This window comes from Limosilactobacillus frumenti DSM 13145 (assembly GCF_001436045.1).
Lineage (GTDB): Bacteria > Bacillota > Bacilli > Lactobacillales > Lactobacillaceae > Limosilactobacillus > Limosilactobacillus frumenti.
Genome location: NZ_AZER01000010.1, coordinates 1 through 15,426, shown reverse-complemented (window position 1 = coordinate 15,426; position 15,426 = coordinate 1). Strand labels below are relative to the sequence as shown.

The following is a 15,426-nucleotide window of genomic DNA, read 5'->3' as shown; positions in this document are numbered from 1 at the left end:
TACTGCTGCTGAAGATCAGTGGTTATGGATTAATGGTCATTGGTATTATTTCGATAACGAAGTAATGGTTTCTAATGGCTGGCATAGTACTAAACTAGCTAATGGAAGTTGGAAAGATTATTACTTTGACCAATGGGGTCATATGATTTACTAATAGTTAAGAGCTGGGTATTATTTTGCTTAGCTTTTTTATATTTGACAAGAATTACATAATAATAGCGTGAAAATCTAGCAGTGTGCTAGATTTTTTATTTTAAACTTGCAAAATCCTAATCGGTCCTATATAGTTAGTTACATAAGTAATCAACTATATAACTAACTACCTAGGAGGTGATCTTTTGCAATTTCACTTTGATGAATCGTCACCCTTATACCAGCAGATTGCTAGCCAACTCGAAGAAATGATTTTCACCGGTGGCTTTGATGAAGGTGACAAGGTTCCTTCTACAACTCAACTATCACAGCAGCTACATATTAATCCAGCAACAGTTTTAAAGGGTATGAACCAGCTGGTTGATAAAGGCCTAATTGAAAAGCGCCGTGGATTAGGAATGTTTGTAATGAAAGGTGCACAGCAAAAGATTATGGAACAACGAAAAGAGGACTTCTACAATGACTATGTCAAAACACTATTGTTAGAAGCTCATAAATTGGGAATTACGAAGCAGCATTTGCAAGACTTGATCGAGCGGGGTGAGCAAGATGGAAAAATTAACAGTTAATAAACTGACGAAGAAGTATGGCCAGAAAGTTATTTTAGATAACTTGTCATTTCAATTAGCACCGGCTAAGATTTATGGACTACTCGGTCGAAACGGAGCTGGGAAATCAACTTTATTGAATCTGATTACCAATCGGGTTCTATCGACCAGCGGTGAGATTAAAATCGGTAGTCATAACATCAATGATGATGATCATGAATTAGGGAAAATGTACCTAATGAGTGAGGTTGATATGTATACCAAGCGGACAACGATCAAACGAATGATGGAGCTCGCAGACGAAGCATATGAACACTTTGACTTTAAGAATGCCGAGCAAATGTTAACGGACTTTAAACTAGACCAAAATGAAATTTTTACTAACTTGTCCACTGGTCAACGCACGGCGGCAAAGTTAGTGGTAGCCCTAAATGTTAATGCTGACTATATTCTTTTGGACGAACCAGTATTGGGATTAGACGCTAACCACCGGGAATTGTTCTATAAGGAACTCATTAAGGCCTTTCAAAATAAGCCACGGACGTTTGTCTTATCTACCCACTTAATTGAAGAAATTCAACAGTTAGTGGAACACGTAATCATCATTAACGATCACCAGATCATTGAGGATGCGGATGTCGAAAGTTTGCTGAAGAAAGCCTATGCTATTTCTGGACCGGCTAAAGATGTTGATACGTATACTGATGGTTTGAATGTTCTTTATACTGAGACGATGGGGAGTATTAAGACAACATATGTATTTGACGGATTAGACGAACAACGGGTAATTCCTGACCGGGTCAAGATTGATCATTATGACTTGCAACACTTATTTATTTACTTAACTAACGGAGATGAACAACATGATTAGTCACAAGCAACAAATGGTGGTTACAAATGTCTTCCGTCGCTTAGGGATGGCCCTTTTAATTGCTACTGCCTGGATTGTCGGCGTTGAATTAATAGTATACCTGTTAGATCTTTGGCTTAATCATAATTGGGTCTCCTTCTTGGTTAGTTTGAAAGCTATTCCAGGGACCGTCACCAAAATTTTGTTATGGATCGTGCCATTCTATTTTTTGGTAACCCCATACGCTGATTTCAAGTGGACCATCCAAAACGGTATTTCACGAAAGACAATGTGGCGCGGCCGTCTACTATCTTTAATACTGGCAACAATTGTTGCTTACGCTGTGGAATCTCTATGTTCACTGATTGATCATCCGTTTGGTGACTGGGTTGGGTTTTGGCTGAGCCTTTTGGCGTACTTTAGTGTAGTCATTACTATGGCCGCAATCGGTAACGGGTTTGCATTGCTTAACCGTAAGTGGAAGTGGATTGTCGGGATTGGATTGCCAATAGTTGCTTTGATTCTGTTTGTCTCATTAATTTCTTGGTTGTCGTTAATTGATAAATCCGTTTTGTACCACAATAGTCAGTTTATTTTACGAGTCTTGAATTCATTAAATTTCACAGTCATTTTTTGGGTTTCTTGGGGAGCGTACCTGTTGATTATGGTATGGTCGACGAAGTTCTTTAACGATCGGATTCAATTACGTCGTGATTAATTTATTTTCGATGAGACAGTCTTTTGTGGAAAATTAGATGCAAAACACTCATTTCATGTTATAGTTAATTAGTATATTGCTAATTATGAAAGATAATATGGTGAGTTGATTTATGAATATCAGAAATATCTTGATTATTGTGGGGATTATTGCAGTTATACTGTTAATCTTTCAGTACATTGTTCAGGTTCGCCGAATCAAAGCTGGAGATAACTATGTTAGTGGTGGTCGTGCTTTTCTTAACTGGTTATTGCTATTTGTAATTGTCGGTAGTTTCGGTGGTTCCGTGTATGCAAATCATCGAGCAAAAAATGAACAGGCGGTTCCGACAGACATTGCTTCTTCATCATCTCCTGAGGAGGAGAATGACCAGCTATACGTTAACTTTGACAAGGCTAAGGCACGGCTGAATGACGATGGCGTTGCTCCAATGAAACTGATTGTTTCGCCAGGCACTAAGGTCAAGATTGTTGGTCACCGTTCTGGCACTGTATATAAGAAGTTTACGACCAAGAAGGGTGACGGTCCAGTTACCGTTAAATACAAGTTTGAATACGCTGCTGAGTATGACATCATTGCCACTAAGAATGGTAAAAAGATTACTAAACACTTAACTGTTAAGGATCAAGAAACTGAGAGTTCTTCATCCAGTAGTAGTTCAATTTCATCATCATCCTCTAGCCACAGTTCATCGAACTCATCATCTAGCGCTAATCATACGTCTAATAATGGTGGTCCTTCATCTAATAATGGTGGCAGTAATTCATCTAACACTAGTGGCAGTTATACACCTAGTCGTTCTTATGGCGGTGGCTACACAGGCAATACTAGTGGTGGCAGGCCAGCAATTTCTAACCAACCAATGATCAACAATCAACCAATTCAAAATCAATAGAATAATTAAACGGGAAATCACATTTATGTGGTTTCCCGTTTGTTTCTTGGTGATTCTACCTAATTAATGATATAGTTAATATTGTAAAACTTTGGGCAATTCGTGGGGATAATAATATGGACTCAATGATGTTGTTAGTTGTTGGTGGGTTTGCACTAGCAATTTTCTTAATTCAGTATGTTATACAAATTTGGCGCCTCCGTCATGGCAGAGGTTTTGTGAGTGCTGGACGAGTATGCATTAATTGGCTATTAGTAATTTTAATGGTGTTTAGTTTTGGCGCCTCTGCTTATAATAGTCAAACTCTCCGTGTCCAGCGATTAGCGAAAATTAAGTTATTTCATCATAAGCACAGTCAATCAGCTAAATTATCATCAAAGCCTCAATCCAAAAAGCACCATAAACATCATCAAACTGATAAACCATATGTTAAATGGGATGATAAAAAAGACACCCACTTAAACCAGAATGGTGTTGCCTCAATGGCTTTGCAAGTATCCCCAGATACCCACGTTGAAATTACTGGACAACGTTCCGGCCAAGTGTACAAAGATTTTACTACTCAGAGTCATAAAAAACATAATACTATCTACTATAACTTTAAGAGTGCAGGAACGTATCATATTAAAGCCACTCGTAATGGTAAACAAGTAACAAAAGAAATTGTGATTAAGCCACAGGAAAGCTCATTGAGTTCTTCCAGTTCTTCCAGCGGTAGTGAGGAGCAACAATCGACTATTTCTCAAAATAGTCAGTCACGACCGAATGCGGCCAATAACGTGGCAGGTCATGCTCGAAATCACTCTACACCTGTGTCTTCGGTGAATAATTATCGTCGACCAATTAATAACCAGTTCTCTGTCAATAGTGGAAATTTGAAGAGACAATAAATAAAGGAGTTAGGATCATTGAAAACCTAACTCCTTTATTTTAGTCACTTGCTTTATTCACAGCTTCAATCACTGCATGGCGCATTCCGTGCTTCTCTAACGCCATTACTCCACGAATTGTCGTTCCAGCAGGAGAGGTAACTTCATCGCGCAACGCAGACGGTGACTGTTTCGTTGCCAGGGCCAGTGCACCAGATCCTTTAACCATGCTAGCAATAACTTGATAAGCGGTTTGTCGGTTCATACCATGAGCAACTGCTGCATCAGACATGGCATCCATAAAGACATCCACAAATGCTGGTCCACAACCACCAACAACCCCGATAATGTCAAGCTGTTTTTCCGGAACTTCGATGACTTGACCAAGTTGACTAAGAAAATCAACCACGGTTGCTCGTTCCTTGTCACTAACGTTAGCGTCCATTGCTAAGCCAATCGTCCCGGCGTTTACAGCAACGGGCGTGTTCGGAATCATTGCTGCGACAATCGAATTTGTAATACGCCGGTTTAACTTATGTAGTGGTACTCCTGCAGCTGATGAGATCACAAAGGTGGAAGCTGGGAGCTTCTTTAGTTCCTTAGCTACATCAAGTGTTACTGGCGCTGGGGTAGTTAAAATAACGAATTGTGGTTGCTTAGCGACAACTGCTTCATTATCATGAACTAATTCAAATCCCAGTTGGCCTGCTAACTTACTAACGCGCGGGTTTTCGGGGTTCTGCACTAGCAGGTCATACTTGTTGAGGTTCTTCAATCCTTTTAGAATCGCAGTTCCCATGTTTCCTGCACCGATCACTGCCACTAATGGTCGTTTTTGATTAGTCATCTTGATCCTCCAATTTTACATAGTTGCCTGTGATGAACTGCTGCTCACCAACTTTGTACCAGATAATTTCGTCATTATCATTCATCTTGCCATAAATGGTAATAATCTGCCCGTTTGGTAATTCATTGACCTTTTCACCATATGGCTTGTTATAAACATCAATGGACCGGTGGGGAAGATAATCAATGGTAGCCTTTGTCGGCTTCATTGGAATGACTGACATTTGTTCACTTAACTTAGACTGAAAATCTTGATCCTCAGCTTTAAACGGATTGTCAACCACTTCCATGCGGTCATACTTAATCCACTGATCTGATCCAATTTCATACCAAAATTCGCCAGATTTAGTGGCGACACGGTGAAAGGCCTTAACAACAATCCCTTCCGGAATCGGGGATCCAACTTGCATGCCATTTGGATTATCAAAAACCGGTGTCATTGCATTTAGACGTAAGTACATTTCAATTGTTTGTACTTCACCCCAGTTATCTTTTCGGTAGTAGAGGTGAATGCTACGTTGAGACATATCAAAGGTCCCCGTTAAATCACCCTCAGACTTAACAAAGCGATACTTAGGAAAGTCCTTTTGATCAACTTCATATGTTTGACCGAGGTATCCTTGCAATAGTTGGGGAACCATCAAATTTTCATTTGTATCAATATCGGTATAGTAAACCCAAATTGGGTTGCCAGTTTTGAATTTATCTAGCATTTTGTTCACTCCGTTATTTTGGCTTATCTTACTGTACTAATTATAGCGCTTTTCTATGAACCTTTTGTGAATTAGTTCTAACCACAACGAATATCGTGCAAAATAAGTTTTTTACGTTTTTTATTTATAGACAAAGAAATTAGCATACGTTTAATATACGTGTAATAGAATAATAAGTGAAAGATGTGAATATTGTTGGTTCATCGACGGATCGTGATCAAAAAATTTATCGATAATGGGTGGTTTCTTCTACGTCATGGTGGGAATCATGATATCTGGACGGATGGATATCGTAAGACGTAATTACCACGACACCCTAAGTTCAGTGATCGTTTATATTTCTCGTTAATTAAAAAGTTCAATTTAAAATGAGGTGCAAGATGATGGACAAAATTGCTATATATCCGATTATTATCACTAAAAGTAGTGATGAGGATGATTATCCTTATTATGTTGAAATCCCCGATCTTGATGGGGAAACTGAGGGTAAGACGTTAACCGACGCGATCTTAATGGCGCAGGATTATATTGGGACCTATTCTCTGGAAAACGTTTTACCGCCATCTAATGTTAATTTGCCTAAAGTTAAAGATCCACGAGCAATTACTAATTTAGTTTCAGTAAATATTTCACAATACAAACGGAAACATGATCATAAAGCCGTTAAAAAGACGCTTACCATCCCCAACTATTTAAATGAGCTGGGTAAAGAGCGGGGAATTAACTTTAGTGAAGTCCTTACAGAAGCATTGAAAGAAAGACTCAGGATATAAACAAAAATAGCAGACCTGCTGGTATGCAAGTCTGCTATTTATTTTATCTCTAGGTCAATTATTCTTGATCGTTATTATCGTTTTGATCATCGTCATTGTCAGCAGCCGGTTGACTTTCTGCACTAACCACTTGAATGTTGCCATCGTCATCTAACTGGGCAGATAGGTTATGAGCATCATTATGATCCAATACATAATCAGCAATCCGGTCTTCAATTTGTTCTTGAATGACCCGCCGTAATGGACGTGCCCCCATCTTTGGATTGAAGCCGAGATCAACGAGCTTTTCAGCAACGTTTTCTGGAACATCAATGTGCAAGTCCTTGTCCTTCAGCATATTGTTCACATCGGTGATCATCAAGCCAACGATCTTCATCAGGTCTGGCTTAGTTAAGGCATTGAATTGCACAATGTCATCAAACCGGTTCAGGAATTCTGGCTTGAAGTAGTTAGTCAGCTTATCAATGATGGAGTGAGTGGAACCATTGGATTCAGCACCGAAACCAACACTAGCTTCAGCATCCCCTGTCCCGGCATTCGAAGTCATGATAATAATTGTATCCTTGAAGGAAACGGTCCGTCCTTGTGAGTCAGTCAAACGACCATCGTCCAAGATCTGCAGGAACATGTGCATAACATCTGGGTGCGCTTTTTCAACTTCGTCTAACAGGATTAAGCTGTATGGGTGCCGACGAACCTTTTCTGTCAATTGACCGGCTTCTTCATAACCAACGTAACCTGGTGCAGCCCCGATTAGCTTGGAAGTTGAAGTCTTGTCCATGTATTCGGACATATCAAACCGAATCATGGCATCTTTAGAACCAAAGAGAACCTTGGCTAATTGCTTAGCAGTTTCAGTCTTCCCGACACCAGTAGGTCCAACGAAGAGGAAGGAGCCAATTGGCCGACCAGACTTATTCAGACCAATCCGGTTCCGCCGAATGGCCCGGGCAATTTTATCAACGGCTTCTTTCTGCCCAATAACGTGGGCATCCAACTTCTTGTCGAGGTCCCGTAACTGGTTTTCTTCTTGCTTCTGGAGATCGCCAACTGGGATATTGGTCTTTTCTTCGACAATCTTTTGCATATCTTCAACCGTTACCGTGGCTGCCTTTTCGGTATGGTTTTCTTCGGCTTCTTTCTTAGCCTTTTCGAGGCGGGTAACTTGGTCACGGTAGAAGGCGGCTTTTTCGTAGTCTTGGTTATCAGCTGCTTGTTGTTTGTGTGCTTCAGCCGTATGGATCTCATTCTCGATCGTGTTTGGATCGGCTGTCTTCAAAGTTAAGTTCTTCTTGGAACCAGCTTCATCAAGTAAATCAATGGCCTTGTCAGGCAAGAACCGTTCTTGAATGTAACGGTCTGACAACTTAGCAGCGGCGACAATGGCATCATCGGTGTACTTAACGTGGTGGTAATCTTCGTACCGACTCTTGATCCCGTTTAGGATCCGAATGGTTTCTTCAACGGATGGCTCGTTGACTTCGACTGGTTGGAACCGCCGTGCCAGGGCAGCATCCTTTTCAATCTTCCGGTATTCATTTAGCGTCGTTGCACCAAGTAATTGGAAGTCACCACGAGCAAGGGCAGGCTTCAAAACGTTGCCCGCGTCCATGCCGCCTTCGGCATTACCAGCGCCCATGATTTCATGGATTTCGTCAATGAAGAGAATAATGTTCTTATTCTTTTGTACTTCCTTCATTAATTGCTGCATCCGTTGTTCGAACTGACCACGGATTCCCGTTCCTTGAACCAATGAAACAACATCTAGCCGGATGATTTCCTTATTAGCTAACTTTTCAGGGACTTGTCCCGAAACAATGGCCGTGGCTAAACCTTCAACAACAGCGGTCTTACCAACCCCGGCTTCACCAATCAGGACTGGATTATTCTTCGTCCGCCGGTTCAAGATTTCAATGACCCGCTTGATTTCTTTATCACGACCGATAACGGGATCGATCTTTCCTTGCCGGGCGAGGTCGGTTAGGTTAATACCATATTGCCCGAGGATGCCCTTGCCACGACCTCCATTGCCGCCTTGCCGTTGGCCTTGGTTGATATTTTGACCATTAGCGCCAGCAGCTTGGTTTTGCATATTGTTCATGGCTTTCATAAAGTCTTCGAGGCTTCCAAAACTGAAATTGTTCATTCCGTTACCTCCGTTCATCATTTGTGATTGCATATTTTGTAATTTTTGATAGCAGCTTTGACAAAGGTCGATTTGGACCCGCTGCCCATTAAAGTTCATTTGTAAATGAATCGTTGCCGGATTTTGATGACAATTCTGACAGAGCATGAATTTATTCCTCCTTAATAAGTAGGATCCGGTGGTCAAAGCCATTTGACCTTTCTTGACCAATGACTACATTATACTTACTAATTGATAGAGTGCAAGTCAAAGGATTGCGTTTCCAATCATTTTATTATGGTTATCACTGGTCGATCCTAGTTGGGCCAAGGGCTCACGCTAGGTATCAAACTATTATAAATTTTAGCACTTTTTGTGTATGAGTGCTAAAAAGCTGATCATCCTACTGACTTTTGTGATAATTATTCATATAATAATAGGTGAATAAACCGAGGTGAAATGAATGGCAGAGACTGACTATCAACAATTACTTGAAGACTTACACGATGGCAAGATCGATCAGTTTGAGATTACTCCGGAAAACTTTCAAGACTTCCAACCAATTTTTCACGCCTACGCCTACCGGACCCAAATTGTGGGTCAGGCTCATCGTGGGGGAACGCTTACATATCGATTAAAAAAGCATTGATAATCGCTTGTGAGATCTTGTATTTGTGAGTGACAATTGCTAGAATAAAACTAATGAAATTTGTTAGCGGTTTATCCACTAATGATTTGCTAAAATGCTCGAAGGAGAATGATAATATGGAAAAACGTGACTTTACAATTACTTCTGAAACTGGTATTCACGCTCGTCCAGCTACGATCTTGGTTCAAGCTGCTTCCAAGTACAACGCTGATGTTACCCTGTCATATGAAGGCAAGAGTGTTAATTTAAAGTCCATCATGGGTGTTATGTCACTTGGTGTTGGCCAAAATGCACAAGTTACAATCACTGCTAATGGTGACGACGAAAAAGACGCCTTAGACGACATCGCTGCTACTATGAAGAAGGAAGGCTTGACTGACTAATGTCCCAATTACTGCACGGAATCGCAGCGAGCAGCGGCATTGCCATTGCTCCTGCCTTCCTGCTGGTGGGGTCAGATTTGTCAATCAAACAAAAGCATTCAGATGATGAGAATCATGAGGTCGCACGGCTTCATGATTCTTTTGTTTTAACGCAAAAAGAATTAACCGCGATCAGCCAGCATGCTCACCAATCATTAGGTGCCCGGGCGGCTGCCGTGGTCGATGCCCAGCTAAAAATGCTTAATGACTACCCACTCCAACAGGAAGTTGAAACACAAATTACTAATAATCATGAAACGGCGGAGTATGCTCTCCAACAAGTGGCTGATGAACAGATGAACCTCTTGAGCCGCCTCAATGATAATGATTACTTGCATTCACGGGCGACGGCAATTCAGGATGTTTATAAGCGAATGCTTGCCCACTTGTTGAAGGTTAAATTGCCAACTCCGGCGGATCTGAACCATCGGGCAATTTTTGTGGCGAAAAATATTACTCCGACCGACATGGCTCAGTTTGACCGCCGCTTTGTTGCTGGCTTAGTGACCAACGAGGGTGGGCGGACGTCCCACTTTACTATTATGAGTAAGACATTGTCTTTGCCAGCCGTTGTGGGGACTGGTAACGCGACTGATCAAATTCATGACGGTGATCTTGTAATCGTTGATGGTATTCACGGCAAAGTGATTGTTCGGCCAACTGATGGTGAAGTTGACCATTATCAACGAATGGCTGGCGAATTTGCTCGGGAGCAGGCTGCTTGGGGTGCGCTACGCAATGAACAAACGGTCAGCACCGATGGCCGCCACTTCCAAGTAGTTGCTAACGTTGGAACAACTGCCGACATGACCGATTACCAGCAAAGCGGTGCTGAAGGAATTGGCTTGGTTCGCAGCGAGTTCTTATACGTCAACCAGAGCAAACTGCCGACTGAGGAACAGCAACTTCAGGCTTACAAAAGGTTTTTAACTGGAGTCCATGAACAACGAGTGGTGGTTCGGACCATGGATATTGGTGGGGACAAACAGATTGGTGGGCTATCTTTGCCCCATGAAGACAATCCCTTCCTCGGCTTTCGTGCCATCCGGATTGGTTTAGCCCGGCCAGAAACACTACGTCCTCAGCTACGAGCATTATTACGAGCCTCGGTATACGGGCGACTGGCGATCATGTTCCCGATGATTGCAACTGTAGAAGAATTTAAGCGGGCTCGGGAAATTTTAGATGAGGAAAAGCGTAAACTACGTGAGGAAAACGTTCCCGTCGCTAGCAACATTGAAGTCGGAATGATGCTAGAAATTCCTTCGGCAGCAGTAATGGCGGACGTCTTTGCTCGCGATGTCGACTTCTTTAGTATCGGTAGCAATGACCTGATTCAGTACTTGTTTGCGGCCGATCGTGGAAACCGGAACGTTTCATATCTTTATCAAGAGTTGCATCCAGCAGTTTTACGGACCGTTAAGAAGGTCATTGATGCTGCCCACGCTGAAGGTAAATGGGTCAGCATGTGTGGCGAAATGGCCAGCAACCCGTTAGCCACACCATTATTGATGGGGATGGGACTAGATGAATTCTCCATGAATGGTTCGAGCATTTTACACATCCGTTCGTTAATTAATAGTCTCAACACTCGCCAGCTACAACCGTTGATCCACAAGGCATTGCGGGCCAGCAGCGCTCAGGAAGTTCAGCAACTGGTCAAACGGTATGTTCCCAAGGTTGATTAAATAATTTGATGATCTCCCAGTGTCCATTTTCTGGATGTTGGGGGATTTAATTATGATTGGACCTTTAGATATTATTAAGCATTGCTATTATGCTTGTTGTTATGGGCTTTTGCACTTAGAATGATTTGGAAGCTTTTGCGGTTATGATAGTCGTCTAGTATAATAGAGTGCATTATGGTTTATTGAACGAAGGAGCAAACAGCTTGAATATTGGGATTTTTACAGATACATATTTCCCACAGGTCAGTGGAGTCGCAACGTCAATTAAGACTTTACGGGATGAACTGATTGCCCAGGGGCATAATGTTTATATTTTTACGACGACTGACCCGCAAGCAAAGAAGAGTGATGTCGCTGCGGGAATTTATCGCTTTCCAAGTATTCCCTGGGTATCATTTACTGACCGGCGGATTGCGGTTCGGGGATACTTAAAGGTGCTGCGGGTAGCTAAGCAACTTCAGCTAGATGTTGTTCATAACCAGACAGAATTTGCCCTGGGGATCATGGGAAAGATGGTGGCTCACCATCTGCACATTCCATGCCTGCATACATATCACACGATGTATCAGGACTACCTTCACTATATTGCTAACGGTCATATTTTGAAGCCGCGGGATGTTGCTCACATGGCTCATTTTTACCTGCGTCATATGTCCGGTGTGATTGCACCCAGTGAACGGGTTCTAGATGTGCTGACCAGCTACCACGTTGAAGCTCCGATCCGGGTTATTCCAACCGGGATCAATCTGCGGATTTACGGTAAGAAAGATTCCGCTAGTCAGATTGCTGCTTTACGGGCAAAGTTTGATTACACAGCTCAAACGCCGGTCCTTTTATCATTAAGCCGCTTAGCGTTTGAAAAGAATATTCATACATTAATTGAAGCAATGCCGGACATTATTGCCCAGCGTCCTGATGTCCAGCTGCTGATAGTTGGGGATGGTCCCGCACGAGCAACATTGGAACGGCAAGTTCGACAGATGGGACTTGGTGGTAACATCCAGTTTGCCGGGGAAGTTTCTAATGATGAGGTTCACCACTATTACCAAATGGCCGATGTGTTTGTTTCGGCTTCTGATTCTGAATCCCAGGGACTAACTTATGATGAGGCCTTGGCATCAGACTTGCCAATTGTGGTTATGCGGAGTGAATATACCGACGAATTAATTGATGACCCGGCCATTGGAATTAGCTTTCAAAAGCGGATTGACCTTGTTAACGGGGTTCTCCATTATCTCAATAATCCACGAACCGAGGAAGAACAAGCCAAGCGCAATCAAAAATTGCACGACATTTCGGCGGCTGTTTTTGCTCAACGGGTACTGAATTTTTATCATGATTGTCAGCGGCAAATGGATGAGAAGCGATCCGCTCACCGCCGCCACCTTTTTGGTCGAAAGGAGTAGGCAACAATGCTTAAAATTACGATGTTTTCATCAGCCGATAAGGTGGCTGGTCAAGGGGTTGGTTCAGCGTATCTTGAACTAATGCACCTATTAAAGACTCGTTTTAGTAAGCAGTTTGATATTGCCGTTAATGAGTACCGGCAAAGCGATATCAGTCACTATCATACGATTAATCCCACTTATTATTTATCAACGTTTTCAGCCAAACGTGGCCGTAAGATTGGCTATGTACACTTTTTGCCGGAAACACTTGAGGGGAGTTTGAAGATTCCCCAACCATTCCGGGGATGGTTTTACAAGTATGTGATTGCTTTTTACAAGCGGATGGATCATCTTGTGGTGGTTAACCCAACTTTTATTCCAAAATTGGCAGCGTATGGGATCCCCGAGGAACAAGTCACGTATATTCCTAATTTTGTTGACTCGGACCGTTTTCACCCCGTCAGTTCAACGCGTAAACTCTCATTGCGTCGTCAATTAGGTTTGCCGATGGATCAGTTTATTGTGCTGGGCAGTGGACAGGTCCAGGAGCGCAAAGGAGTTCCAGACTTTATCAAATTAGCACGGCAAAATCCGGGCATTCAATTTGTGTGGGCCGGTGGCTTTTCATTTGGTCGGTTAACTGATGGCTATAAAGAATTAAAGCGGGTCGTCGATAATCCACCAGCTAATCTCAAATTCACAGGGATTGTCTCACGTGATGAAATTGCTCAGTTGAATAATGCGGCGGACCTGTTCCTTTTACCGTCATATAATGAACTGTTTCCCATGTCCGTGCTCGAAGCATTCTCATGTGGGACGCCAGTAATGCTTCGTGATTTAGATTTGTATCATGCCATTATTGGGGGCGACTACGAGCCCGCTAAAGACGTTAATGAAATGCAGCAAAAGTTGACGTTGCTAGTGGATGATCCAGATCGATTGGATCATTGGCACCAGCGCGCCTTGGCGGCTAGTCATGAATATTCTAAGGATCATTTAGCACATGTTTGGTATGATTTCTACACTAAGCAGGCACAGGAGGGCTTAAGATCATGAGCCGACGCAACTGGATTGTTTTATTAATAATGCTTGCCTTAGGGGCCGGGATTTTTATTTACGCGCTCCATGATGTTAATGTTGCTGCACTAGTCCATGACTTTAACTTGATTAACTGGTGGTGGATGGCAGTTGCTTTACTTTGTATTTGCTTGTACCTCGGCTTAGAAGGGGTCGTTGTTAAGATCTTTATGAAAGATCGCTATCGTGACTTCACGTGGCGGGATGCATTTCGGATTCCCTTAATTGAACAGCTGTTTAACGGCATTACCCCGTTTTCTACCGGTGGCCAGCCAGCACAATTATTAGCGATGCTGCAGTCAGGTGTTGATGGGGGGATCGCTAGTTCTGTTTTATTGATGAAATTCGTTGTTTTTCAGGCAATGATCGTCATTAACTTTTTGATTAGCTTACTAATCGGTTTCCACTATATTTCAGAAAAACTACATGCTTTATCACTACTGGTTCTGTTTGGCTTTTTGATCCATTTAACAGTGATTGTGGCCTTGCTTTTGATTATGTATTGGTATCATTTCACGAAGCGGTTAACCAATTGGGCAATTAAACCATTAGCTTGGTTCATGAAAGCTCCCCGTTATGAAAAAATGAGGATTACTCTTAATGAAAAGATTGATTCCTTTTATCAAGAAAGCTTAAAGATGAAGACTGAATACCGGAAGATGGCTCGTGTGTGTGTTGTGACTATTTTGCAACTATTCTTCTACTATGTAATTCCTTACTTCATCTTACTTGCGTTGGGAGTCCACCATATTAACTTTGTGATGGTGGTTAGTCTTCATGTCTTAATCTTTATGATTATTTCCCTGTTTCCAATTCCTGGTGGTGCTGGTGGAGCTGAATATAGTTTTTCCATTCTTTTTGCTGCGTATGTTCATTCCAATACGAAACTAGTATTGGCCATGTTACTTTGGCGATTACTGACTTACTACTTCGGGATGTTTGCCGGAGTGGGCGCCTTGGCTGTTCCACCGCAGAAGGTCAAGAATAAGACAATTGAATAATTACAAAAAAGTACCAGTCGTCAATTGGATGACCGGTACTTTCTTGCATTCCAGTTGATAGTGATTTAATAGCAGAAATAAATTGCTGGTTGAATTGTCGCGTGACCTTTGAGATGCGTTGATACTTTTTCTGTTACAATAAAATAAGCAACATGTTAAGGAGGGATAACGTGGAGGAGTCGACATTAGAAGTGATTATTCGTCGTCTGCATGCCATGATGCGTGATCAGAGTAGTGATTTTCAAAAACGGATTTTTGAACAGTTCGGGATACCTGTTTGCGAAGTTCGCTACAGTCGCGTTGGGGATGAGTTCACCTTTATTCGTTATCGTCCGCGTGAGCGGTTCCGTTTTGATGACCTTGATTTAGTGGCAATTGAGGTGTTTAACAGTCTATATGATTTAAAACATACTTTTTAATTTTAATTTCCTATTGACGTGCATCGAATAACAAGGTATATTAGTTAACGTTGTTTGAAGGACAGTCATTAAGCTTGCGATTAAAATAAATTTTCAAATTACTTATTGACAGTCGCTTGAACGCATGATATATTATTAAAGCTGCTTATTGCAGAAGAGATGTTGATAACATTCATCAAAAATTGTTGTTGACATTTCTAATAAGCATCTGATATAATATTGAACGTCAGTTAGCACTTAACGCTGACTGAGGTAGACCTTTGAAAACTGAACAAAGTTTTGACGAACTAAA

Annotated in this window: 16 protein-coding genes and 1 pseudogene; 14 read left to right on the top strand and 3 right to left on the bottom strand. The window is 41.9% G+C overall.

All coding sequences use genetic code 11. The features are described from left to right. From FD27_RS09045 to FD27_RS02110, 6 genes and pseudogenes are all read left to right on the top strand, one after another. Positions 1-154 (top strand): annotated as a pseudogene (locus FD27_RS09045) (hypothetical protein); the annotation flags it as partial. A gap of 184 nt (positions 155-338) precedes the next feature. Then, positions 339-722, top strand: coding sequence for a GntR family transcriptional regulator (locus FD27_RS02130; protein WP_057748804.1), 384 nt, complete (start codon positions 339-341; stop codon positions 720-722). Further along, positions 703-1,572: an ATP-binding cassette domain-containing protein gene (locus FD27_RS02125; protein ID WP_057748799.1), complete on the top strand. Its 870-nt coding sequence runs from the start codon at positions 703-705 to the stop codon at positions 1,570-1,572. The genes FD27_RS02130 and FD27_RS02125 overlap by 20 nt, the downstream gene beginning before the upstream one ends. Beyond that, positions 1,565-2,269, top strand: a complete 705-nt coding sequence (locus tag FD27_RS02120) for a hypothetical protein (RefSeq protein WP_057748796.1) — start codon at positions 1,565-1,567, stop codon at positions 2,267-2,269. The genes FD27_RS02125 and FD27_RS02120 overlap by 8 nt, the downstream gene beginning before the upstream one ends. A 112-nt stretch (positions 2,270-2,381) precedes the next feature. After that, positions 2,382-3,164 (top strand): hypothetical protein, encoded by a 783-nt coding sequence (locus FD27_RS02115; RefSeq protein WP_057748793.1) that lies wholly within the window; start codon positions 2,382-2,384, stop codon positions 3,162-3,164. Between the two features lie 116 nt (positions 3,165-3,280). Then, positions 3,281-4,054, top strand: a complete 774-nt coding sequence (locus tag FD27_RS02110; RefSeq protein ID WP_057748791.1) for a hypothetical protein — start codon at positions 3,281-3,283, stop codon at positions 4,052-4,054. A 40-nt stretch (positions 4,055-4,094) separates the two neighbouring features. Here the strand turns inward: FD27_RS02110 and proC are convergent, their stop codons facing one another. Next, positions 4,095-4,880, bottom strand: coding sequence for a pyrroline-5-carboxylate reductase (gene proC / locus FD27_RS02105; RefSeq protein ID WP_057748788.1), 786 nt, complete (start codon positions 4,878-4,880; stop codon positions 4,095-4,097). Continuing rightward, a complete protein-coding gene (locus FD27_RS02100; protein WP_057748785.1) occupies positions 4,873-5,592 on the bottom strand; it encodes a MucBP domain-containing protein in 720 nt (239 codons plus the stop codon). The genes proC and FD27_RS02100 overlap by 8 nt, the downstream gene beginning before the upstream one ends. Positions 5,593-5,972: 380 nt before the next feature. Between FD27_RS02100 and FD27_RS02095 the strand changes: the two genes are divergently transcribed. Continuing rightward, positions 5,973-6,365 carry a type II toxin-antitoxin system HicB family antitoxin gene (locus FD27_RS02095; RefSeq protein WP_338033852.1) on the top strand — a complete coding sequence of 131 codons (393 nt, stop codon included), beginning with the start codon at positions 5,973-5,975 and terminating at the stop codon, positions 6,363-6,365. A 58-nt stretch (positions 6,366-6,423) separates the two neighbouring features. On the opposite strand, the gene FD27_RS02090 is transcribed toward FD27_RS02095, so the two are convergent. Continuing rightward, on the bottom strand, positions 6,424-8,658 hold the full coding sequence (locus FD27_RS02090; RefSeq protein WP_057748782.1) for an ATP-dependent Clp protease ATP-binding subunit: 2,235 nt from the start codon (positions 8,656-8,658) through the stop codon (positions 6,424-6,426). A gap of 295 nt (positions 8,659-8,953) precedes the next feature. Here FD27_RS02090 and FD27_RS02085 point away from each other — a divergent pair, with 295 nt between their 5' ends. The 7 genes from FD27_RS02085 to FD27_RS02055 all read left to right on the top strand — a co-directional run bounded on the left by FD27_RS02085 (position 8,954) and on the right by FD27_RS02055 (position 15,134). After that, positions 8,954-9,139 (top strand): hypothetical protein, encoded by a 186-nt coding sequence (locus FD27_RS02085; RefSeq protein ID WP_057748779.1) that lies wholly within the window; start codon positions 8,954-8,956, stop codon positions 9,137-9,139. Between the two features lie 116 nt (positions 9,140-9,255). Then, complete coding sequence (locus FD27_RS02080) at positions 9,256-9,522, top strand: phosphocarrier protein HPr (RefSeq protein WP_057748776.1); 267 nt, start codon at positions 9,256-9,258, stop codon at positions 9,520-9,522. Further along, positions 9,522-11,249, top strand: a complete 1,728-nt coding sequence (gene ptsP / locus FD27_RS02075) for a phosphoenolpyruvate--protein phosphotransferase (protein ID WP_057748773.1) — start codon at positions 9,522-9,524, stop codon at positions 11,247-11,249. The genes FD27_RS02080 and ptsP overlap by 1 nt, the downstream gene beginning before the upstream one ends. Before the next feature lie 203 nt (positions 11,250-11,452). Continuing rightward, complete coding sequence (locus FD27_RS02070; RefSeq protein WP_057748770.1) at positions 11,453-12,655, top strand: glycosyltransferase family 4 protein; 1,203 nt, start codon at positions 11,453-11,455, stop codon at positions 12,653-12,655. Positions 12,656-12,661: 6 nt separating this feature from the next. Further along, on the top strand, positions 12,662-13,693 hold the full coding sequence (locus FD27_RS02065) for a glycosyltransferase family 4 protein (protein WP_057748767.1): 1,032 nt from the start codon (positions 12,662-12,664) through the stop codon (positions 13,691-13,693). Continuing rightward, a complete protein-coding gene (locus FD27_RS02060) occupies positions 13,690-14,715 on the top strand; it encodes a lysylphosphatidylglycerol synthase transmembrane domain-containing protein (RefSeq protein WP_057748763.1) in 1,026 nt (341 codons plus the stop codon). Before FD27_RS02065 ends, FD27_RS02060 begins: the two co-directional genes overlap by 4 nt. 170 nt (positions 14,716-14,885) lie before the next feature. After that, positions 14,886-15,134 carry a DUF1797 family protein gene (locus tag FD27_RS02055; RefSeq protein WP_057748760.1) on the top strand — a complete coding sequence of 83 codons (249 nt, stop codon included), beginning with the start codon at positions 14,886-14,888 and terminating at the stop codon, positions 15,132-15,134. The last annotated feature ends 292 nt before the right edge of the window (positions 15,135-15,426 follow it).